The 20,872-nt window shown below is 71.4% G+C and carries 19 protein-coding genes and 1 pseudogene; 13 read left to right on the top strand and 7 right to left on the bottom strand.

Features of this window, described 5'->3' with window-relative positions; genetic code table 11:
* Nucleotides 1-88: 88 nt before the first annotated feature.
* A complete protein-coding gene (locus ACIQVL_RS09795) occupies nt 89-1,771 on the top strand; it encodes an AMP-binding protein (RefSeq protein WP_403474955.1) in 1,683 nt (560 codons plus the stop codon).
* Nucleotides 1,768-3,375 (top strand): AMP-binding protein, encoded by a 1,608-nt coding sequence (locus ACIQVL_RS09790; RefSeq protein WP_403474954.1) that lies wholly within the window; start codon nt 1,768-1,770, stop codon nt 3,373-3,375. Before ACIQVL_RS09795 ends, ACIQVL_RS09790 begins: the two co-directional genes overlap by 4 nt.
* Nucleotides 3,376-3,464: 89 nt before the next feature.
* On the opposite strand, the gene ACIQVL_RS09785 is transcribed toward ACIQVL_RS09790, so the two are convergent.
* On the bottom strand, nt 3,465-4,148 hold the full coding sequence (locus tag ACIQVL_RS09785; protein ID WP_403429978.1) for a hypothetical protein: 684 nt from the start codon (nt 4,146-4,148) through the stop codon (nt 3,465-3,467).
* A 218-nt stretch (nt 4,149-4,366) separates the two neighbouring features.
* Here ACIQVL_RS09785 and gcl point away from each other — a divergent pair, with 218 nt between their 5' ends.
* Nucleotides 4,367-6,151, top strand: a complete 1,785-nt coding sequence (gcl, locus tag ACIQVL_RS09780; RefSeq protein ID WP_403429977.1) for a glyoxylate carboligase — start codon at nt 4,367-4,369, stop codon at nt 6,149-6,151.
* A gap of 198 nt (nt 6,152-6,349) precedes the next feature.
* Here the strand turns inward: gcl and ACIQVL_RS09775 are convergent, their stop codons facing one another.
* From ACIQVL_RS09775 to ACIQVL_RS09760, 4 genes are all read right to left on the bottom strand, one after another.
* Complete coding sequence (locus ACIQVL_RS09775; RefSeq protein WP_403429976.1) at nt 6,350-6,592, bottom strand: hypothetical protein; 243 nt, start codon at nt 6,590-6,592, stop codon at nt 6,350-6,352.
* A gap of 377 nt (nt 6,593-6,969) precedes the next feature.
* Nucleotides 6,970-8,427, bottom strand: a complete 1,458-nt coding sequence (locus tag ACIQVL_RS09770; protein ID WP_403474953.1) for a catalase — start codon at nt 8,425-8,427, stop codon at nt 6,970-6,972.
* 183 nt (nt 8,428-8,610) lie between these two features.
* A complete protein-coding gene (locus tag ACIQVL_RS09765) occupies nt 8,611-9,504 on the bottom strand; it encodes a 2-hydroxy-3-oxopropionate reductase (protein WP_403474952.1) in 894 nt (297 codons plus the stop codon).
* A 109-nt stretch (nt 9,505-9,613) separates the two neighbouring features.
* Complete coding sequence (locus ACIQVL_RS09760; protein WP_403429972.1) at nt 9,614-10,453, bottom strand: TIM barrel protein; 840 nt, start codon at nt 10,451-10,453, stop codon at nt 9,614-9,616.
* A gap of 132 nt (nt 10,454-10,585) precedes the next feature.
* Between ACIQVL_RS09760 and polX the strand changes: the two genes are divergently transcribed.
* The 9 genes from polX (at nt 10,586) to ACIQVL_RS09715 (ending at nt 18,605) form a co-directional block, all read left to right on the top strand.
* Nucleotides 10,586-12,325: a DNA polymerase/3'-5' exonuclease PolX gene (gene polX / locus ACIQVL_RS09755; protein ID WP_403474951.1), complete on the top strand. Its 1,740-nt coding sequence runs from the start codon at nt 10,586-10,588 to the stop codon at nt 12,323-12,325.
* Nucleotides 12,326-12,372: 47 nt separating this feature from the next.
* Nucleotides 12,373-12,627 carry a hypothetical protein gene (locus ACIQVL_RS09750; protein ID WP_403429969.1) on the top strand — a complete coding sequence of 85 codons (255 nt, stop codon included), beginning with the start codon at nt 12,373-12,375 and terminating at the stop codon, nt 12,625-12,627.
* Complete coding sequence (locus ACIQVL_RS09745) at nt 12,624-12,992, top strand: helix-turn-helix domain-containing protein (protein ID WP_403429967.1); 369 nt, start codon at nt 12,624-12,626, stop codon at nt 12,990-12,992. The genes ACIQVL_RS09750 and ACIQVL_RS09745 overlap by 4 nt, the downstream gene beginning before the upstream one ends.
* Before the next feature lie 127 nt (nt 12,993-13,119).
* On the top strand, nt 13,120-13,629 hold the full coding sequence (gene uraD / locus ACIQVL_RS09740; protein ID WP_403429965.1) for a 2-oxo-4-hydroxy-4-carboxy-5-ureidoimidazoline decarboxylase: 510 nt from the start codon (nt 13,120-13,122) through the stop codon (nt 13,627-13,629).
* Between the two features lie 159 nt (nt 13,630-13,788).
* Nucleotides 13,789-14,184, top strand: coding sequence for a hydroxyisourate hydrolase (uraH, locus tag ACIQVL_RS09735; protein ID WP_403429963.1), 396 nt, complete (start codon nt 13,789-13,791; stop codon nt 14,182-14,184).
* Nucleotides 14,185-14,188: 4 nt separating this feature from the next.
* Nucleotides 14,189-15,112 (top strand): factor-independent urate hydroxylase, encoded by a 924-nt coding sequence (pucL, locus tag ACIQVL_RS09730; RefSeq protein WP_403474950.1) that lies wholly within the window; start codon nt 14,189-14,191, stop codon nt 15,110-15,112.
* Nucleotides 15,113-15,227: 115 nt separating this feature from the next.
* Complete coding sequence (locus tag ACIQVL_RS09725) at nt 15,228-16,604, top strand: 8-oxoguanine deaminase (RefSeq protein WP_403474949.1); 1,377 nt, start codon at nt 15,228-15,230, stop codon at nt 16,602-16,604.
* Between the two features lie 282 nt (nt 16,605-16,886).
* On the top strand, nt 16,887-18,218 hold the full coding sequence (locus ACIQVL_RS09720; RefSeq protein ID WP_403475218.1) for a nucleobase:cation symporter-2 family protein: 1,332 nt from the start codon (nt 16,887-16,889) through the stop codon (nt 18,216-18,218).
* A 72-nt stretch (nt 18,219-18,290) separates the two neighbouring features.
* Nucleotides 18,291-18,605 (top strand): hypothetical protein, encoded by a 315-nt coding sequence (locus tag ACIQVL_RS09715; RefSeq protein ID WP_403474948.1) that lies wholly within the window; start codon nt 18,291-18,293, stop codon nt 18,603-18,605.
* Here ACIQVL_RS09715 and ACIQVL_RS09710 read toward each other — a convergent pair.
* Nucleotides 18,547-19,344, bottom strand: coding sequence for a helix-turn-helix domain-containing protein (locus tag ACIQVL_RS09710; RefSeq protein WP_403475217.1), 798 nt, complete (start codon nt 19,342-19,344; stop codon nt 18,547-18,549). The genes ACIQVL_RS09715 and ACIQVL_RS09710 overlap by 59 nt on opposite strands.
* Nucleotides 19,345-19,446: 102 nt before the next feature.
* Here ACIQVL_RS09710 and ACIQVL_RS09705 point away from each other — a divergent pair, with 102 nt between their 5' ends.
* The gene (locus ACIQVL_RS09705; protein ID WP_403474947.1) at nt 19,447-20,301 is read left to right on the top strand and encodes an NAD(P)H-binding protein; all 855 of its coding nucleotides are present in this window, start codon (nt 19,447-19,449) and stop codon (nt 20,299-20,301) included.
* A gap of 204 nt (nt 20,302-20,505) precedes the next feature.
* On the opposite strand, the pseudogene ACIQVL_RS09700 reads toward ACIQVL_RS09705, so the two are convergent.
* A pseudogene (locus tag ACIQVL_RS09700) lies at nt 20,506-20,842 on the bottom strand (MFS transporter); the annotation flags it as partial.
* Between the last annotated feature and the right edge of the window lie 30 nt (nt 20,843-20,872).

Below are 20,872 nucleotides of genomic sequence, written 5' to 3'. Positions count from 1 at the left end.
CCCCGTTCGGGGGTAGTGAGACCTGCATCACGGATTACACGATGCCAGAGAGCCGCCCGGCAATGGTCCGGTACTGAAGGAGACGCGTATGACGAGTGCGACGGAGGACTTCCGCAGGGCACGGGACTTCCTGCTGGAACACCGTGCGGACTACGCCACCGCCTACGAGGGCTTCGCCTGGCCGCGCCCGGACCACTTCAACTGGGCGCTGGACTGGTTCGACGTCATCGCCGAGGGCAACGACCGCACCGCCCTGCACATCGTCGAGGAGGACGGCGGCGAGACGAAGCTGTCCTTCGCCGAGCTGTCCGAGCGCTCCGACCGGGTCGCCAACCACCTGCGCGCGCGGGGCGTCGAGCCGGAGGACCGCATCCTGGTCATGCTCGGCAACCAGGCCGAGCTGTGGGAGACCGCGCTGGCCGCGATGAAGCTGCGGGCCGTGGTCATCCCGGCCACCCCGCTGCTCGGCCCGGCCGACCTGCGCGACCGCGTCGACCGGGGCCGGGTGAAGCACGTGGTCGTGCGGGCCGAGGACGCCGCCAAGTTCACCGAGGTGCCGGGCGATTACACCCGGATCGCGGTGGGCGGGCTGCCGCCGTCGGAGGCGGGGCCCTGGGAGCCGTACGAGGACGCGTACACCGCGTCGGCCGGCTTCGTCCCCGACGGCCCCACCCTCGCGGACGACCCGCTGATGCTCTACTTCACCTCGGGCACCACCGCCCGCCCCAAGCTCGTCGAGCACACCCACACCTCGTACCCCATCGGGCACCTGGCCACCATGTACTGGATCGGCCTCAAGCCCGGTGACGTGCACCTGAACATCTCCTCGCCGGGCTGGGCCAAGCACGCCTGGTCGAACCTCTTCGCCCCCTGGAACGCCGAGGCGACGGTCTTCATCCACAACTACTCGCGCTTCGACGCGGGCCGGCTGATGGCCGAGATGGACCGGCACGGCGTGACGTCCTTCTGCGCCCCGCCGACGGTGTGGCGCATGCTCGTCCAGGCGGACCTGAGCCAGCTGGCCACCCGGCCCCGCGAGGTCGTCGCGGCGGGCGAGCCGCTCAACCCCGAGGTGATCGAGCAGGTGCGGCGGGCCTGGGGCGTGACCATCCGGGACGGGTTCGGGCAGACGGAGACGGCCGTGCAGGTCTCCAACAGCCCCGGCCAGCCCCTCAAGACCGGATCGATGGGCCGTCCCAGCCCGGGGTACCGGGTGGAGCTCCTGGACCCGGTCAGCGGCGCCCCCGGTGCGGCGGAGGGCGAGATCGCGCTCGACCTGTCGGCGCTGCCGGTCGGCCTGATGACCGGCTACCACGGGGACGCGGACCGTACGGCGGAGGCGATGGCCGGCGGCTACTACCGCACCGGGGACATCGGCTCCCGGGACGAGGACGGCTACATCACCTACGTCGGCCGCGCCGACGACGTGTTCAAGGCGTCCGACTACAAGATCAGCCCGTTCGAGCTGGAGAGCGCGCTGCTCGAACACGAGGCGGTGGCCGAGGCGGCCGTCGTGCCCGCGCCGGACGACCTGCGGCTGGCCGTGCCGAAGGCGTACATCGTGCTCGCGGCGGGCTGGGAGCCGGGCCCGGACACCGCGAAGGTGCTCTTCGAGCACTCCCGGCAGGTCCTGGCGCCCTACAAGCGGGTCCGGCGGCTGGAGTTCGCCCCGCTGCCCAAGACCGTGTCCGGGAAGATCCGCCGGATCGAACTGCGCGAGGCCACGGCCGCCGGCTCGGCCGCCGAGTACCGCGAGGAGGACTTCCGGTGACCTCGTCCTACACGCACGGCACGAGCGGCACCGCGCTGCTCGGCGACACCATCGGGGCCGACCTGGACCGGGCCGTCGCGGCCTGGCCGGACCGCGAGGCGCTGGTGGACGTACCGACCGGCAGGCGCTGGACGTACGCGCAGTTCTCCGCCGACGTCGACCGGCTGGCGTACGCGCTGCTGGCGAGCGGGATCGCCAAGGGCGACCGGGTGGGCATCTGGGCGGTCAACTGCGCCGAGTGGGTGCTGGTGCAGTACGCCACCGCCCGGATCGGCGCGATCATGGTCAACATCAACCCGGCCTACCGCACCCACGAGGCCGAGTACGTCCTCAACCAGGCGGGGATCTCACTGCTGTTCGCCTCGCTCCGGCACAAGACCAGCGACTACCGGGCGATGGTGGAGGAAGTGCGGGGCAGGTGCCCGCAGTTGCGGGAGACCGTCTACATCGGGGACCCGAGCTGGGACGCCCTGACCGCGCGCGGGTCAGCCGACAGGGCCCCCGAACTGGCGGCTCGCGCGGCCGAGTTGTCCTGCGACGACGCCATCAACATCCAGTACACCTCGGGCACCACCGGCTTCCCGAAGGGGGCCACCCTCTCCCACCACAACATCCTCAACAACGGCTACTTCGTGGGGGAGTCGATCGCCTACACCGAGCAGGACCGGATCTGCATCCCGGTGCCCTTCTACCACTGCTTCGGCATGGTGATGGGCAACCTGGCCGCCACCTCGCACGGCGCCTGTATGGTGATCCCGGCCCCGTCCTTCGACCCGCGGGCCACCCTGGAGGCGGTCCAGCGGGAGCGCTGCACCTCGCTGTACGGCGTCCCGACCATGTTCATCGCGGAGCTGAACCTGCCCGGCTTCGCGTCGTACGACCTCTCCACCCTGCGCACCGGCATCATGGCGGGCTCGCCCTGCCCGGTCGAGGTGATGAAGCGGGTGGTCGCCGAGATGCACATGGCGGAGGTCTCCATCTGCTACGGCATGACGGAGACGTCGCCGGTCTCGCTCCAGACCCGGATCGAGGACGACCTCGAACACCGCACCGGCACCGTCGGCCGGGTGCTGCCGCACCTGGAGGTCAAGGTCGTCGACCCGGCCACCGGGGTCACCCTACCGCGGGGCACCTCGGGCGAGCTGTGCACCCGTGGCTACAGCGTGATGCTCGGCTACTGGAACGAGCCCGGGAAGACGGCGGAGGCCGTCGACGCCGGCCGCTGGATGCACACCGGTGACCTGGCGCTGATGCGCGAGGACGGCTACGTGGAGATCGTCGGCCGCATCAAGGACATGATCATCAGGGGCGGCGAGAACATCTACCCGCGCGAGATCGAGGAGTTCCTCTACGCCCACCCCAAGATCCGGGACGTCCAGGTGGTCGGGGTGCCGCACGAGAGGTACGGCGAGGAGGTCCTCGCCTGCGTCATCCCGCACGACCCGGCCGCCCCGCCCACCCTGGACGAACTCCGCGCCTTCTGCGAGGGCCGCCTGGCCCACTACAAGGTGCCGAGCCGCATCCAGATCCTGACCGACTTCCCGATGACGGTCTCGGGAAAGGTCCGCAAGATCGAACTGAGGGAGACCTACAGCGCCCCGTAAGTCTCAGCGCCCCGTAAGGGGCGCGGGGCTGTGTCGATATGCGGCTCCGCCGCGTGGGCGCGGCAAGCCCCCACCGGCCCGCAGCCAGGTCACCCACCCGCGGCGCGCAGCTCGTCCGCGGGCCCGTTCACCGGCTGCGGCGTCCCCGTGAAGTCCAGCACGAACAACGGCACCCCCAGAGCGTCGGCCCGCTCCCGCGCCTCCTCGGCGTACCCCGCAAGGGAGAAGTACACGCACTCCGAGTCCTCCGTCATCGCCGTCAGCCACAGGCACTCCACGTCCCGCAGCGAGGCCGGCTGCACGGTCGGGTCCACCTGGGCCACCAGCCCCCGCGCGGCCAGCCCGATGCCGGACGGCGGCCGCTGGTCGGCCCGCCGTATGTCCCGGTAGCCGAGCCAGCGCAGGTAGAGCGCCGCCGCGGTGACCGCGTCCCGGGCGGTGCGGATCGTCACGGGGTGGAAGACGGTCCGGGGCTCGGGTCCGGGCCCGGGCTCCGCCGGCGGCGCGGACACGCCGTCGGCGACCGCGATGCGCAGTACCGCCCCGCACGGGCAGCCCAGCTCCGGCTGCGGCCACTGGTCCCGCCGTCCGCAGGACCCGCAGCTCACCGTCACCCAGTCCGCGTCCCAGGCGCGGTGCGCCACCGGCGTCGGCCCGGCCGTGCCGTCGAGGTCCGGGGTGACCGGCGCGCCGCAGGCGCAGGGGTACGACGGCGCGGTGTAGACGTGCTCGCGCCGACAGGCCGGACAGCGCACCGGCACGCTCTCGGACATGGCCCCACCTCAGGCGTTGCGTCGGTTCAGCCGTCCCATGGTGCTCCCGCCGGGGCCCGGTTGTCCGTCCCTTGACGACGTTCGTCACCACACCTACATTGATTTCAGATAGTAGAAGTTAGTTTCCGTAATGCGGAATAACTCGAACAACTGGAAACGATGCTCACCGCGGGGCGCGCCGGGAGCAGGCATCCGACAGCCGAAAGCAGGAGTTCTCGATGGCTCGTATGACCGCTGCCCGCGCGGCAGTTGAGATCCTCAGGCGCGAGGGCGTCACCGATGCGTTCGGTGTGCCCGGCGCGGCGATCAACCCCTTCTACGCGGCGCTCAAGGCCTCCGGCGGCATCCAGCACACCCTCGCCCGCCATGTCGAGGGTGCCTCGCACATGGCCGAGGGCTACACCCGTACGCACCCCGGCAACATCGGCGTCTGCATCGGCACCTCGGGACCGGCCGGCACCGACATGATCACCGGCCTGTACTCGGCCACCGGCGACTCCGTCCCGATCCTCTGCATCACCGGCCAGGCCCCGACCGCGGTGATCCACAAGGAGGACTTCCAGGCCGTCGACATCGCCTCGATCGCCAAGCCGGTCACGAAGATGGCCGTCACCGTGCTGGAGGCCGCGCAGGTCCCGGGCGTCTTCCAGCAGGCCTTCCACCTGATGCGCTCCGGCCGGCCGGGCCCGGTCCTGATCGACCTGCCGGTCGACGTGCAGCTCACCGAGATCGAGTTCGACCCGGAGACGTACGCGCCGCTCCCGGTCTACAAGCCGGCCGCCACCCGCGCCCAGATCGAGAAGGCGATCGGGATGCTGAACGCGTCCGAGCGCCCGCTGATCGTCGCGGGCGGCGGGGTCATCAACGCGGACGCCGCCGGACTCCTCGTCGAGTTCGCCGAGTTGACCGGCACCCCGGTCGTCCCGACCCTGATGGGCTGGGGCGTCCTGCCCGACGACCACGAGCTGAACGCCGGCATGGTGGGCCTGCAGACCTCGCACCGCTACGGCAACGCGACCTTCCTGGAGTCCGACTTCGTCCTCGGCATCGGCAACCGCTGGGCCAACCGCCACACCGGCAGGCTGGACGTCTACACGGCCGGCCGCACCTTCGTCCACGTGGACATCGAGCCCACCCAGATCGGCAGGATCTTCGCCCCCGACTACGGCATCGCCTCCGACGCGAAGGCCGCCCTGGAGCTCTTCGTCGAGGTGGCACGGGAGCTGAAGGCCTCGACCGGCCTCCCCGACCGCTCGCGGTGGGCGGCCGCGGCGCAGGAGAAGCGGGCGACCCTCCAGCGCCGTACCCACTTCGACGACATCCCGATCAAGCCGCAGCGCGTCTACGAGGAGATGAACAAGGCCTTCGGCCCGGAGACCCGGTACGTCTCCACGATCGGCCTCTCGCAGATCGCCGGCGCCCAGATGCTGCACGTCTTCAGGCCCCGGCACTGGATCAACTGCGGCCAGGCGGGCCCGCTCGGCTGGACGGTCCCGGCCGCGCTGGGCGTCGCCAAGGCCGACCCGGAGGCGTCCGTCGTCGCCCTCTCCGGCGACTACGACTTCCAGTTCATGCTGGAGGAGCTGGCGGTCGGCGCGCAGCACAAGATCCCCTACATCCACGTCCTGGTCAACAACTCCTACCTGGGCCTGATCCGGCAGGCACAGCGGGCGTTCGACATCGACTTCCAGGTCAAGCTGGAGTTCGAGAACATCAACTCGCCCGAACTGGGCGTCTACGGCGTCGACCACGTCAAGGTCGCCGAGGGCCTGGGCTGCAAGGCGATCCGGGTGACGGACCCGGCGGAGCTGGGTGCGGCCTTCGAGGAGGCCAGGAAACTGGCCGCCGAACACCGGGTGCCGGTCGTGGTGGAGGCGATCCTGGAGCGGGTCACCAACATCTCCATGTCGACCACCAACGACATCTCCAACGTCGTCGAGTTCGAGGAGATCGCGACCGAGCCCGGCCACGCGCCGACGTCCGTCAGGACGCTGAAGGTCTGAGCCGGCCGGAACGGGAGCGGGCGGTCCATCCGAGAGGATGGGCCGCCCGCTTCGCGCTGTCGGTGACCCGGTGCCCGCCGCCCCCGTGCCGGCGGGCACCGTGTGACGTGAATATGCCCCCTGACTGGGGCGGTTGAAGCATGTTGAACAGTATTCAGAGCTTGATTTGAGGATCGGCCGTCCGTTCGTCCCGGTACCTCAGCTTTCGGGGTAATCGGTCAGCCCCGGCCAGTCGTCCGGGCCGCCGCCCTGCCATTCGATGAGGTCGCTCTCCTCGACCTCGATCCGGTCCAGGTCGGCCATCCGCAGGATCTCGATCACGTCGTCGAGGTGCGAGGCGATCCCCAGGGTCACGTCGCCCTCGGTGACCCGCCGGGAGCCGTCCAGGGCCGGGGCGTGCACGACGATGTGCGGGAACTCGGTCGGTGGATGTGCAGTCATGCCACAAGGCTCCTGCGGCGGGGCCGGAAACGCACGCCGAAGCGCCGGACGCGGGCGGTTCCGCATCCGGCGCTCGGGGAGTCCGTGGGGCCTTCTTCTCCCGTGGGGCTCTCTTCTGCTGCTGTGGCCGTCCGACGGCGCGAGGCTGGGCGCGACAGGACGTTCGCGCCGCCGGACGGGGCTCAAGGGGGGTATGGCTGGGACCGCGGCGGGTGCGACGGAGCCGGGGCGTCCTTCCCTCTGGTCGAGAAGGGCGTCCGGTTCCTTCACCACCGCACTGGCTCGCACGCCGCCGCGGTCCTCGCCCCGCCCGCGCGCCGACACCGACCGGCCACCCCTCATCCGGGCCGGTCGGCCGCCGCGGGCCGCCTGTGGGGTCAGTCCTCGCGCAGGGCGCGGACCGCCTCCGTCACCCGCCTGCCGTACTCCGGGTCGGCGGCGTGGAAGTGGGCCAGGTTCTTCTCGATCACGTCGTCGCGGGAGACCTGCGAGAGGCTGCCGGCGATGTTCGCCACCAGCCGCCGCTGCTCCTCCGCGGACATCAGCCGGTACAGCTCGCCCGCCTGGGAGAAGTCGTCGTCCTTGGTGTGGAGCGGGGCCTCGTGGGTGCCCGTGTGGCCGGTCACGGCGAGCGGCGCCGACAGGGGGCGGCCGGTCTGCGCCGGGCCGTCGTAGGAGTTCGGCTCGTAGTTCTTCGCGTGCCTGCCCTGGGCGTTGGCGGCCATGAAGCCGTCCCGGCCGTAGTTCTGCGCGGTCGTCGCCCTCGGGGCGTTGACGGCCAGCAGGGTGTGGTTGACGCCCAGGCGGTAGCGGTGCGCGTCCGCGTAGGCGAACAGCCGGCCCTGGAGCATCTTGTCGGGGGAGGGGCCGATGCCCGGCACGAAGTTGTTCGGGGAGAACGCGGCCTGCTCGACCTCGGCGAAGACGTTGTCCGGGTTGCGGTCCAGGACCAGGCGGCCCACCCGCTGGAGCGGGAAGTCGCGGTGCGGCCAGACCTTGGTCAGGTCGAAGGGGTTGAAGCGGTAGTCGGCCGCCTCGGCCGCCGGCATCAGCTGCACATACAGCGTCCAGGACGGGTGCACGCCCCGCTCGATGGCCTGGAGCAGGTCCGTCTGGTGCGAGTTCGGGTCCTTGCCCGCCAGTTCGGCGGCCTGCTCGCCGCTCAGCGAGCGCACGCCCTGGTTGGTCTTGAAGTGGTACTTGACGAAGAAGGCCTCGCCCGCGGCGTTCGTCCACTGGTAGGTGTGCGAGCCGTAGCCGTTCATGTGGCGGTACGACGCCGGGATGCCGCGGTCGCCCATCAGCCAGGTCACCTGGTGCGTGGCCTCGGGGGCGTGCGCCCAGAAGTCCCAGACGTTGTCCGGCTCCTGACGGCCCGTGAACGGGTCGCGCTTCTGCGAGTGGATGAAGTCCGGGAACTTGAGCGGGTCCTTGATGAAGAACACCGGGGTGTTGTTCCCGACGAGGTCGTAATTGCCCTCTGCCGTATAGAACTTGACGGCGAAGCCGCGCGGGTCGCGGACGGCGTCGGCGCCGCCGAGGGAGTCGGCGACCGTCGAGAACCGCAGGAAGACCTCGGTGCGCCGGCCGACCGCGCTCAGGAAGTCGGCGTGGGTGAAGCCGGTGACGTCGTCGGTCACCTCGAAGTGGCCGTACGCGCCGCTGCCGCGGGCGTGCACCACACGCTCCGGGATCCGTTCGCGGTTGAAGCGCGCGAGCTTCTCGAGGAGGTGCTGGTCCTGGAGGAGGAGCGGGCCGCCGATGCCGGCGGAGGCGGAGTTCTGGTTGTCGGCGACCGGGGCGCCGGACTCGGTGGTGAGCACGCGCTTCGACATCGTGGGCCTTCCGTACAGGTGTCAGCGGAATTTCATTTCCGCTTCGTGGAGCCTTCTTGGAGCCTAGGATCAGGCCCGCCGGGCGTCAACAGTTTGTTGAAGTTGATTCCGGGCGGCGCCGGCGCCTGGGCGCGACAGGACAGATGTCGGCGCCGGCACCGCCCGGAAGCCGTGTGGTCCGGCTCAGACCTGTGCGCCGGACAGGCGCTCCACCGCGCGCAGCAGCGCCGAGTGGTCCAGGCCGCCGTCGCCCTGCGCGCGCAGGGACGCGACCAGCTGCGCCACCACGGCGCCGACGGGCAGGGCGGCGCCGACGGTGCGGGCCGCGTCCGTGACGATGCCCATGTCCTTGTGGTGCAGGTCGATCCGGAAGCCCGGCCTGAAGTCGCGGCTGAGGAAGTTGTCCTTCTTCCGCGTCAGCACGGTCGAGCCCGCCAGGCCGCCGTTCAGCACGTCCAGCGCGGCCGCCAGGTCCACGCCGGACTTCTCCAGGAAGACCACGGCCTCCGCGCACGCCTGGATGTTCACGGCGACGATCAGCTGGTTGGCCGCCTTCACGGTCTGGCCGGAGCCGTGCGGACCGCACAGCACGATGGTCCTGCCCAGCGCCTCGAAGATCGGCCTGGCGGCGTCGAAGTCGGCCTGCTCGCCGCCGACCATGATGGACAGCACGGCCTCGACGGCCCCGGCCTCACCGCCGGACACGGGCGCGTCGAGCACGCGGACGCCCTTGTTCGCGGCCGCCTTCGCCAGGTCGACCGAGGTCTGCGGGGTGATGGACGACATGTCGACGAGGAGCGCACCGGACCGTGCGTTCTCCAGGATGCCGTCCGGGCCGTAGGCGATGGCCTCGACCTGCGGGGACGCCGGGACCATCGTGATGATCACGTCCGCGTCCCGCACCGCCTCGGCGATCGAGCCGGCCGCGGTGCCGCCGGCTGCGGCCAGCCGGTCCAGCTTGTCCTGCTCCAGCGTGAAGCCGGTGACGTCGTAGCCCGCCTTGACCAGGTTCTCGGACATCGGGGAGCCCATGATGCCGAGGCCTATCCAGGCGATCTTGGGGAGGGTGTTGCTCATAGGGGGTGCCTCTCTGGAAGCGTCGGTCAGGCAGCCCGTCCGGCGTTCGAGGGCGAGGCCGAAGGCCGGAGCGGGGGTCCGGGGGCGGCGGCCCCCGGGGACGGTCACGTCAACGGGCGGCGCGCTGTTCCACCGGCAGCCAGCCGAAGGCGTCCCCGCTCGGGCGGTCGCCCGCCTTGTACTCCAGGCCCACCCAGCCGTCGTAACCGGCCTTCCGCAGCCGGTCGAGGAGGTCTTCCAGGGGGAGTGAGCCCGTGCCCGGGGCGCCGCGGCCCGGGTTGTCGGCGATCTGGACGTGGCCGGTCTTCGAGGCGTACCGCTCGATCACCGACGGCAGGTCCTCGCCGTTCATCGACAGGTGGTACAGGTCCATCAGGAAGCGGGCGTTGCCGAGTCCCGAGGTCTCGTTCACCTTGTCGACGACCGCGACCGCGGCCGGCGCCGACACCAGCGGATACCGCGGGGACTCCGGCTCGTTGAGCGCCTCGATCAGCAGGACCGCCCCGTTGCGGTCGGCCGCCTCCGCGGCGCGGACCAGGTTCGCCAGGGCCAGCGCGTCCTGCTCGGCCGGGTCCACGCCGTCGACGCGGTTGCCGTACAGGGCGTTGAGCGACCGGCAGCCCAGGGTGCGGGCGAAGCCGGCTGCCACGTCGATGTTGGCGCGGAACCGCTCCGACTCCGCGCCGGGGACCGACAGGGCGCCCCGGTCGGGGCCGGGCAGCTGTCCGGCGTAGAAGTTCAGGCCGGTCAGCCGGACGCCCGCCGCCGTGATCGCCTGGCGCAGCGCGTCGAGTTCCGGCCGCGCGGGGGTGGGGGAGTCGACCCAGGGCCACCACAGCTCGACCGCGGTGAAGCCGGCCGCGGCGGCGGCCGCGGGGCGCTCCAGGAGCGGGAGTTCCGTGAAGAGGATCGACAGGTTGACGGTGAAGCGCTGCTCTGCAAATCCCATGGGGTGGGCGCTCCCTTCCACTGTCTCTGTTTCCACATTGTGGAAGTTGATTTCTGCTTAATGGAAGAGTGCCTGTGACCCGCGAGAGCTGTCAAGAGCGCTCGCGCGAAACGGGCGCCCTACCCTGAAGGCATGGCTCGGTCCAACGACGAGGTGGCGGCGCTGCTCCAGGAGTACGCGGACCTCGTCTCGATCACCGGTGGAGACGCCTTCAGGGCGCGTGTCCACGAGAAGGCCGCCCGGTCCGTCGGCGGCCACCACGCCGATGTCGCCACACTCGGCCTCAAGGAGCTGCAGGAGATCCCGAACGTCGGGAAGTCGATCGCCCAGAAGATCCGCGAGTACTTCGACACCGGCACGGTGGCCGCCGTCGAGGAGCTGCGCGCGAGGATCCCGGACGGCGTCCGGCAGCTGACGGCCGTGCCCACCCTCGGCCCGAAGAAGGCCATGGCGGTCTACGAGGAACTGGGCGTCTCCTCGGTGGACGAACTCGCCGCCGCCATCCGCGACGAACGGCTGCGCGACCTCAAGGGCTTCGGGCCGAGGACCGAGGAGAACATCCTGCACGGCATCGAACTGCTCCGGTCCTCCGGCGGGCGGGTGCAGATCGACGTCGTCATGGAGCTGGCCGAGGACGTCGTCGGCGCGCTCTCCGCGGTGACCGGCTGCGAGCGGTGCGCCTACGCCGGTTCGCTGCGCCGGATGCGCGAGACCATCGGCGACATCGACATCCTCGCCGCGGCGAAGGACTCCGCCCCGCTCATGAAGGCGTTCACCGGGCTGCCCTACGTCACCGAGGTCATCGGGCAGGGCGGGACCAAGACGTCCGTGCGCACCGGCAAGGGGCTCAACGTCGACCTGCGGGTCGTGCCGCCGGACTCGTGGGGCGCCGCGCTGCAGTACTTCACCGGCTCCAGGGCCCACAACATCCGCACCCGCGAGATCGCGGTGCACCAGAAGCTCAAGCTCTCCGAGTACGGCCTCTTCGACACCGAGAGCGGCGAGAAGATCGTCTCCGCGACCGAGGAGGAGGTGTACGCCCGCCTCGGCCTGCCCTGGATCCCGCCGCCGCTGCGCGAGGACCGCGGGGAGATCGAGGCCGGGCTCCGCGACGAGCTGCCCGACCTGGTCACCGAGGCCGACCTCCGCGGTGACCTGCACACCCACACCGACCTCACCGACGGGCTCGCCCCGCTGGAGGAGATGGCCGAGGCCGCCGCCGGGCGCGGCTACGCCTACTACGCGATCACCGACCACGCGCCCGACCTGGTCATGCAGCGGATGACCGACGAGCGGATGCTGGCCCAGCGGGAACGGGTGCGTGAGCTGGACGGCACGTACCCCACCAGGGGCCGGCGCGGCGGCCTGAGGCTGCTGCACGGCACCGAGCTGAACATCGGTCCCGAGGGCGGGGTGGACTGGCCGGACGACTTCCTCGCCGGGTTCGACCTGTGCGTGGCCTCGGTGCACTCGCACTTCAAGCAGAGCCGCGAGGCCCTGACCCGGCGGCTCGTCCGCGCCTGCGAGAACCCGTACGTGAACATCATCGGCCACCCCACCACCCGCCTCATCGGCAAGCGGCCCGGCATCGACGCCGACCTCGACGCGGTCTTCGCCGCCTGCGCCCGCACCGGCACGGCCCTGGAGATCAACGCCCACCCGCACCGGCTCGACCTGCGCGACGAGGACATCCTGCGGGCCCGCCGGCACGGCGTGAGGTTCGCCGTGAACAGCGACGCCCACGCCGTCCCGCACCTCGCCAACATGCGTTACGGCATCGGCACCGCCCAGCGCGGCTGGCTCACCGCGGACGACGTGATCAACACCTGGCCGGAGCGGCGCCTGCGGAGCTTCCTGCGCAAGGGCCGGTGATCCCGGAGGACTGCCCGAACACCGGCGCCGCGCGTTAGGTTGAGCGCGTGCGATTGAGAGTGGAGTTCACGACCGAGCCCTTCGACCTCGACGAGGCCCCCGCGCACGCGCTGGTCGCCCGTGAGGTCATCGAGGGTGCTCAGCTGGACGCGGTGGACGTCGGGCCGTTCGGGAACACGGCGGAGGGCGGCTCCGACGCCGTGCTCACCGCCGTGGACGCGCTGCTGCGCAGGGCCCTGGAGGCCGGCGCCACCCGGATCTCGCTGCAGGTCAACGTGGTGGGGGAGGGTGGCGACAAGTGACCGGAAACGCGGACGAGCCCTTCATCACCGCCGTGAAGCCGCTGGTCGACGCCATGGGCGGGGAGATGCTCCCGCCCGACGAGGCCGGCCCCGACGACGTCGTGCTCGCCTGGGAGGGCGTCGACGTGGTCGCCGTACGGCTGCCGCAGCTCGCGGACTCCCTCGACCACATCCTGGCCGCCATGGAGCGCAAGCAGGGCAGGCCGCTGGCCGACCTGGACCGCAAGGCGAAGCAGGAGGTCGTGCGCATACTGGAGGCGCGGGGCGCCTTCTCCGTACGGCACGGCGTGGAGACCGTGGCGGGCGCTCTCGGCGTGAGCCGGTTCACCGTCTACAACTACCTGAACCGCGAGAAGGAGGGCTGACCCTCCCGGTGTGCGGCGGGGGTTGTTACGCGGAATTTTCAACAAAGTGTTGACGCTGAGTTCCGGAGGGCGTTAGCTAACGGCAGCCCGTTCAGCACGAAGGCCGCATACGGCCACGGAGGCTCCCGTGACGTCGACTTCCACGCCCCCGGGCCTGGCCCGGTTCAACGAACTGGAGGAGCCCGCGGCACTCGCCGCCCTCCACGAGGCGTGCGCCTCCACCGCCTGGGCCCGGCACCTGCTCGCCGCCCGCCCCTACGCCACCCCGGAGGCCCTCTACTCCGCCAGTGACGCCGCCATGGCCGAGCTGAGTGCGGCGGACCTCGCCGAGGCCATGGCCGGGCACCCGCCGATCGGCCGCCCCAGGCCGGGCGACCCCACCTCGGCCCGGGAGCAGTCCGGCATGGCCGGCGCCGCGGACGCCCTCAAGGCGGAGATGCTCGAACTCAACCTCGCCTACCAGGAGCGGTTCGGCCATGTCTTCCTGATCTGCGCCACCGGCCGCACCGGCGAGGAGATGCGGGACGCGGTCAAGGAGCGGATCGGCAACGCGCCCGAGCAGGAGCGGGAGATCGTCCGCACCGAACTGGGCAGGATCAACCGCATCCGGCTCGGCCGGCTGGCCGAAGCAGACTGAAGCGGAAGCAGGCCGAAGCGGAAGCAGGCCGAAGCGGAAGCAGGCCGAAGCGGAAGCAGACCGGCCGAAGCAGACCGAAGCCGAAGCAGACCGAAGCCGAAGCAGACCGAAGCCGAAGCAGACCGAAGCCGAAGCAGACTGAAGAGGACGCCTGACACCATGAGCACCAGCACCACCGCCTCCGTGTCCACCCACATCCTGGACACCAGCGTCGGCCGCCCCGCCGGGAGCGTCGCCGTCCGGCTCTCCGCCCGCGGCGGCCGGGAGGCGGACTGGCAGGCGCTCGGCGGTTCCGCGACCGACGCGGACGGCCGGTGCAAGGACCTTCCGGACCTGCCGGAGGGGACCACACACGTACGGCTCGACTTCGCCGTGGAGCCGTATTTCGAGAAGAAGCAAGCCGATGCGCAGCAGGACGCCCCCGCGAATCGGGACAGCGGACCGGCCGTGTTCTTCCCGGAGGTGGCGATCACCTTCGCCGTCGTACCGGGCGAGCACTACCACGTACCGCTGCTGCTCAACCCGTTCGGCTACTCCGTTTACCGAGGGAGCTAGCTACATGCCCACCATCCTGGGACAGAACCAGTACGGCAAGGCCGAGAACCGGGTCGTCAAGATCACGCGGGACGGTGCCACCCACCACATCAAGGACCTCAACGTCTCCGTGTCGCTCTCCGGCGACATGGACGAGGTCCACTACTCCGGCTCCAACGCCAACGTGCTGCCGACCGACACCACCAAGAACACGGTGTTCGCGTTCGCCAAGGAGCACGGCATCGAGTCCGCCGAGCAGTTCGGCATCCACCTCGCCCGGCACTTCGTGACCTCGCAGGAGCCCATCCACCGGGCCCGGATCCGCATCGAGGAGTACGCCTGGGAGCGCATCGAGGCCTCGGACGCCAACTCGAAGTTCATCGGCGCCGACGAGGTCAAGCACTCGTTCGTGCGCAAGGGCCAGGAGACCCGGCTCACCCAGATCACGTACGACGGCGCGTCGTGGGAGATCGTCTCCGGCCTGAAGGACCTGGTCGTGATGAACTCGACCAACTCCGAGTTCTGGGGCTACGTCAAGGACAGGTACACGACCCTCCCCGAGGCGTACGACCGCATCCTGGCCACCCAGGTCTCCGCCCGCTGGCGGTTCAACTGGACCGACGACGAGCAGAAGATGCCCCACTGGGAGAAGTCCTACGAGCAGACCAAGAAGCACATGCTCCAGGCCTTCGCCGAGACCTACTCCCTGTCGCTGCAGCAGACGCTCTACCAGATGGGTTCGCGCATCATCAACAACCGTGGCGAGATCGACGAGGTCCGTTTCTCGCTGCCGAACAAGCACCACTTCCTCGTCGACCTGGAGCCGTTCGGGCTGAAGAACGACAACGAGGTGTACTACGCCGCCGACCGGCCCTACGGCCTGATCGAGGCGACCATCCTCCGCGACGGCTGCGAGGCGAGGATTCCGGTGGACCTCACCAACCTCTGACCCACCCTTTCTCGGCACCCTCGGCCGGGGAGCCCCACTCCCCGGCCGCGGCACTCAAATCCCCAGGGTCCTGCCGTGCCCACTCCCCAAGTCCACTGAGCGAAAAGGACGAATCATGGCAGCAGACCAGCGCATCGTCATCGAGAACTGTTCGATCGCGACCGTCGACGCCCACGACACCGAGTACGCCACCGGGCACATCGTCATCGCCGGCAACCGCATCGAGTCGCTCGGCGCGGGCAGGGCACCCGAGGGCCTGGAGAACGTCGTACGCCGTGTCGACGCCACCGGCCATCTGGTGACCCCCGGCCTGGTCAACACCCACCACCACTACTACCAGTGGATCACCCGGGGCCTGGCCACCGACCACAACCTCTTCAACTGGCTCGTCGCCCTCTACCCGACCTGGGCGCGCATCGACGAGCCCATGGTGTACGCGGCCGCGCAGGGCTCGCTCGCCATGATGGCCCGCGGCGGTGTCACCACCGCGATGGACCACCACTACGTCTACCCGAAGGACGCCGGCGACCTCTCCGGCGCGATCATCCGCGCCGCCCGCGAGACCGGCGTCCGCTTCACCCTCGCCCGCGGCTCCATGGACCGCAGCGAGAAGGACGGCGGACTGCCCCCGGACTTCGCCGTCGAGACCCTCGAGGGCGCCCTCACCGCCACCGAGGCCACCGTCGCGGAGCACCACGACGCCTCCTTCGACGCCATGACCCAGGTGGCCGTCGCGCCCTGCTCACCGTTCTCCGTCTCCACCGAACTCCTGCGACAGGGAGCCGAGCTGGCCCGCCGGCTCGGGGTGCGGCTGCACACGCACGGCTCGGAGACCGTCGAGGAGGAGCAGTTCTGCAAGGAACTGTTCGGGATGGGCCCGACCGACTACTTCGAGTCCACCGGCTGGCTCGGCGAGGACGTGTGGATGGCGCACTGCGTCCACATGAACGACTCCGACATCGCCGCGTTCGCCCGTACGAGGACGGGCGTCGCCCACTGCCCGTCCTCCAACGCCCGCCTCGCGGCCGGGATCGCGCGCGTCCCCGACATGCTCGCCGCCGGCGTCCCGGTCGGCCTCGGCGTCGACGGCACCGCGTCCAACGAGTCCGGCGAACTCCACACCGAACTGCGCAACGCGCTGCTGATCAACCGCCTCGGCGCGCACCGGGAGGCGGCCCTGAACGCCCGCCAGGCGCTGCGCCTCGGCACCTACGGCGGCGCCCAGGTCCTCGGCCGGGCCGGCCAGATCGGCTCCCTCGAACCCGGCAAGCTCGCCGACCTGGTCCTCTGGAAGCTGGACACCCTCGCCCACTCCTCCATCGCCGACCCGGTGACCGCCCTGGTCCTCGGCGCCGCCGCCCCGGTCACCGCCTCCTTCGTGAACGGCCGTCAGATCGTCGAGGACAACCGGTTGCTGCACGTCGACGAGGACGCCATCGCTCGCGCGACCCGGGCCGAGGCCCGGCGGCTGGCGGACATCGCCGGGCGGTAACCCCACTTCTCCGCACAGCACTTGAGCTCCGGTCGGGAGGGACGGCTCCCGGCCGGTGGCCGTGGACCCCGAAAGGGCCCACGGCGGCCGCCTCCCGGGCGCGCGCTGCCCTGCGCGCGCCCGGGAACGGTCACCGTCCTCCTCTCGGGTCCCGCACGACCTCGATCACCCGCACCACCTCCCTGAAACCCGCGTCAGAGCCGATGCGTAACCGACCGGAGGAGAGCCGCAGTGTCCGCGCAACCAGTGCACCCCGTCGACGAGAAACTCCCCGCCCTGAAAATGGCCACCACGGGCCTGCAGCACGTGGCCGCCATGTACGCCGGAGTGGTCGCCCCGCCCCTGATCGTCGGCGCGGCCATCGGCCTCACCGGCGCCGAACTGACCTTCCTGACCGCCGCCTGCCTCTTCACCGCGGGCCTCGCCACCTTCCTCCAGACCCTCGGCGTCTGGAAGATCGGCGCCCGGCTGCCCTTCGTCAACGGTGTCACCTTCGCCGGGGTCGCCCCGATGACCGCGATAGCCGCGTCCACCCACGACAGGTCCGACGCCCTGCCCGTCATCTTCGGCGCGGTGATCGTCGCCGGCCTGCTCGGCTTCCTCGCCGCCCCTTTCTTCAGCAAGGCCATCCGCTTCTTCCCGCCCGTCGTCACCGGCACGGTCATCACGCTCATCGGCGTCTCGCTGCTCCCGGTCGCCTTCGGCTGGGCACAGGGCCCCGACCCGGCGGCCAAGGACTACGGCTCGGCCGGGTACCTGGGGCTGGCCGCCGCAACTCTCCTCATCGTCCTGCTCCTTCGCCGCTTCACCCACGGCTTCGCCAAGCAGATCGCCGTGCTGCTCGGCCTGGTCGCCGGCACCGTCGTCGCGATCCCGTTCGGCGTCACCGACTTCGGCCCGGTCGCGGACGCCGACGTGCTCGGCTTCCCGACGCCCTTCCACTTCGGCGCCCCGCAGTTCCAGCTCGCCGCGATCCTCTCCATGTGCGTGGTGATGGTGGTCTCGATGACCGAGTCGACCGCGGACATGCTGGCGCTGGGCGAGATCGTCGAACGCCCCGCCGACGAGCGGACGATCGCGGCCGGGCTGCGCGCCGACACCCTCGGCTCGGCGCTCAGCCCGCTCTTCAACGGGTTCATGTGCAGCGCGTTCGCGCAGAACATCGGCCTGGTCGCGATGACCCGGATCCGCAGCCGGTTCGTGGTCGCGGCCGGCGGCGGCTTCCTGGTGCTGATGGGGCTGTGCCCGATGGCCGCCTCGCTGATCGCCGTCGTACCCCGTCCGGTCCTGGGCGGCGCGGGCGTGGTCCTGTTCGGGTCGGTGGCGGCCAGCGGCATCCAGAACCTGGTCGGGGCCGGCCTGGACAAGGGTGAGAACGTCCTGGTCGTCGCCGTCTCCCTCGCCGTCGGCATCATCCCGATCACCGAGCCGGACTTCTACCACGCCTTCCCGGAGACCGCCCGGATCGTCCTCGACTCGGGGATCTCGACCGGGTGCGTGACCGCGGTGGTGCTGAACCTGGTCTTCAACCACCTGGGTCGGCGGCGCGCGGAGGCGAGGGCGACGACGACGGAGACCGCCGTACCGCTCGCGGCACCTCAGTCGATCACGTGACGCAGGAGCCGGGCCGGCGGTAGAAAGTCACCTCGGGCCGACGGGGAGTGCGTCAGGAACGAGTCGGACCGGGTGGAGGCCCTCAGCGACGGGGTCTTCGCCGTCGCCGTCACCCTGCCCGTCCTCGGCATGCCCTGTGGCGGCATCTCACCCGGACCGGCGGACCCGGCCCGGCACTGCGCCCGCGAACTGCCCGCGTTCGCCGTGCCCCGCTACATCGAGGCGGTCGGCGAACTGCCGCTCACCGAGACCGGCAAGGTGCGCAAGGCGGCACTGCGGGAACGGGGGGTCACGCCCGCCACCTGGGACCGCGACGCCGCACCCGGGGTCAGGGCCGCCGGGTCCGGATCGCCTGGCAGGGCGTGGTCGCGGGCAGCCGGCCCGTGAAGTACGAGCGGGGCGGGACGCCCATCAGGGCACGGAAGTCGGTCGTCATGTGCGACTGGTCGAAGTAGCCGGTGGCGGCGGCCAGTTCGGACCAGCCGACGCTGCCCGCGCGGGCAGCGACCGTGCGGACGCGGTCGATACGGGCGTAGTGCTTGGGGGAGACCCCGACGCCGTCGGTGAACAGGTTGCGCAACTGGCGTTCGCTGACGGCCAGTTCCCGGGCCACGTCCCGTACCTGCGCGGGCGCCCGGTCCAGCCGCACGGACAGCGCGTCCACGCCCGCCCGCAGCAACGCCGTCCGGCCCGCGTCCGTCCGCTCCGACAGCATCCCGGGCAGCACCTCGGCGATCCGCGGCAGCGCCGCCGGCGGGTCCAGCCACCGCACCTCACGGGCGAACCGGCGGGCCACCCCGCCCGGCAGGGCGTCCAGCGGCACCACCCGGCCGACCAGCCCGGCGGCCGACACCCCCAGCAGGGCGCGGGCGGTGCCCGGAGCGAGGACCAGCTCCACGCACGAGATGTGCGGCTTCCCCTCGTGGTAGGCGGCCCGCACCCGCGGCCCGACCGCGAGGACGTCACGCTGCCCGTCCGCCGTCACCCGCAGCACCACCTTGGTCAACGCGTCCGGCAGCTGGACGAACGTCCCCTCGGGGGGCTCCGCGAAGGACATGGTCCGCACCCCCGCCACCCAGGGGCGCAGCGCGTCGGGCACGGTCGCGAGCGGCTCGGCGATGGTCATCGGCACCTTTCCACCGTAAGCGACCCGCGCCGCCGTCCGGGCGGCCCGGCCGTGCCGGAATTTCCAAGAGAAGGGCGCCCCGGCGGGACCACCGTGGACCGCATGATTCTGGTGACGGGTGCCACGGGCACCATCGGACGTGACGTCGTACGACAACTGGCCGGACGCGGCGCCAAGGTGCGCGCGCTCACCCGCGACCCGGCGAAGGCGACGGTGCCCGCCGGGGTGGAGGTGGTGCGCGGGGACTACGCCGAACCGGCGTCCCTGGAGGCCGCGCTGGCCGGCGTGACGGCCGTGTTCCTGCTCAGGCCGGCCGGTCCCGACGAGGGACAGGACGCGGCCCTGGCCGCCGCGGCCCGGACCGCCGGAGCGGAGCGGCTGGTGAAGCTGTCCGCCATCGCGACCGGCGATCCGGGTTCGGGTCCCTCCGGCTCCTGGCACGTGGCCGGGGAGCGGGCCGTGCGGGACAGCGGACTCGCCTGGACGGTGCTGCGGCCCTCGTCGTTCGCCTCCAACACGCTGACCTGGCTGCAGGCCCTGCGCACGGGTGAGCCGGTACCCAACATGACCGGGGACGGCGCCTCGGGCGTGATCGACCCCCGCGACATCGCCGAGGCGGCGGTGCGGGCCCTGCTCGACGCCGGGCACGCGGGGCGGACGTACACCCTGACCGGTCCCGAGGCGATCACCGTCCCCGGTCAGGCCGCCGTGCTCGCCGAGGTCCTGGGCCGCCCGGTCCCGACCCGCGACCTGTCCCCGGACGAGACCCGCGACTTCCTCCGCACGGCCTGGGGCATGGAGGGGGCCCAGGTGGACGGCGTCCTGACCGGCCTGGCGTTCGTCCGCGCCGGAGGCAACGCGGTGCTCACCGAGGACGCCCGGGAGGTGCTCGGCCGGCCGGCCCGGACCTACCGGGAGTGGGCCGAGGACCACCGGGAAGCCTTCGCGGGGTCCTGAGCGACCGGCCCCCGTTCGGTTCGGGCGCGCCGGCCCCGTTCGGTTCGGGCGCGCCGGCCCCGTTCGGTTCGGGCGCGCCGGCCCCGTTCGGTTCGGGCGCGCCGCCCGCGCCCTGTTCAGGCGCGCCGGGGCCGACGATGGCGTAGACGGTGAGCATCAGCGCGCCGGTGACCAGAACCGCCCCCGGACCGTCGGCGCCCCCGCGGACACCAGCATGCCGAGCACCACGGCCGAGGTCATCGCGCCGCCCGCGCCCTGCACCGCCCGCGCCGCGATCAGTGCGCCCCGGCCCGTCGCCGGCCCGCACGCCACGGAGGCCGCGGTGAACAGGGCGAGCCCGGCCGTGAACATCCGCTTCCGGCCCACCAGATCACCCAGACGGCCGAACAGCAGCAGCAGTCCCCCGAACGGGATCAGATCGGCGTTCACCACCCGGGATCGTCATCAGCGCACCCGCGCACAGGACGGCGAGGGACGCCCGGCGCAGGTATGTTCGAGAAGGAGTCACCGGTGCGGCCGGTGCGCCGGTCGTGGTCGACATGGCCTTCTGGCCTCCGCAATCGCCGTAGCT

It is taken from the genome of Streptomyces sp. NPDC090499, assembly GCF_044769305.1.
Classification (GTDB): domain Bacteria; phylum Actinomycetota; class Actinomycetes; order Streptomycetales; family Streptomycetaceae; genus Streptomyces.
This window is presented reverse-complemented; position numbering and strand designations above follow the sequence as displayed.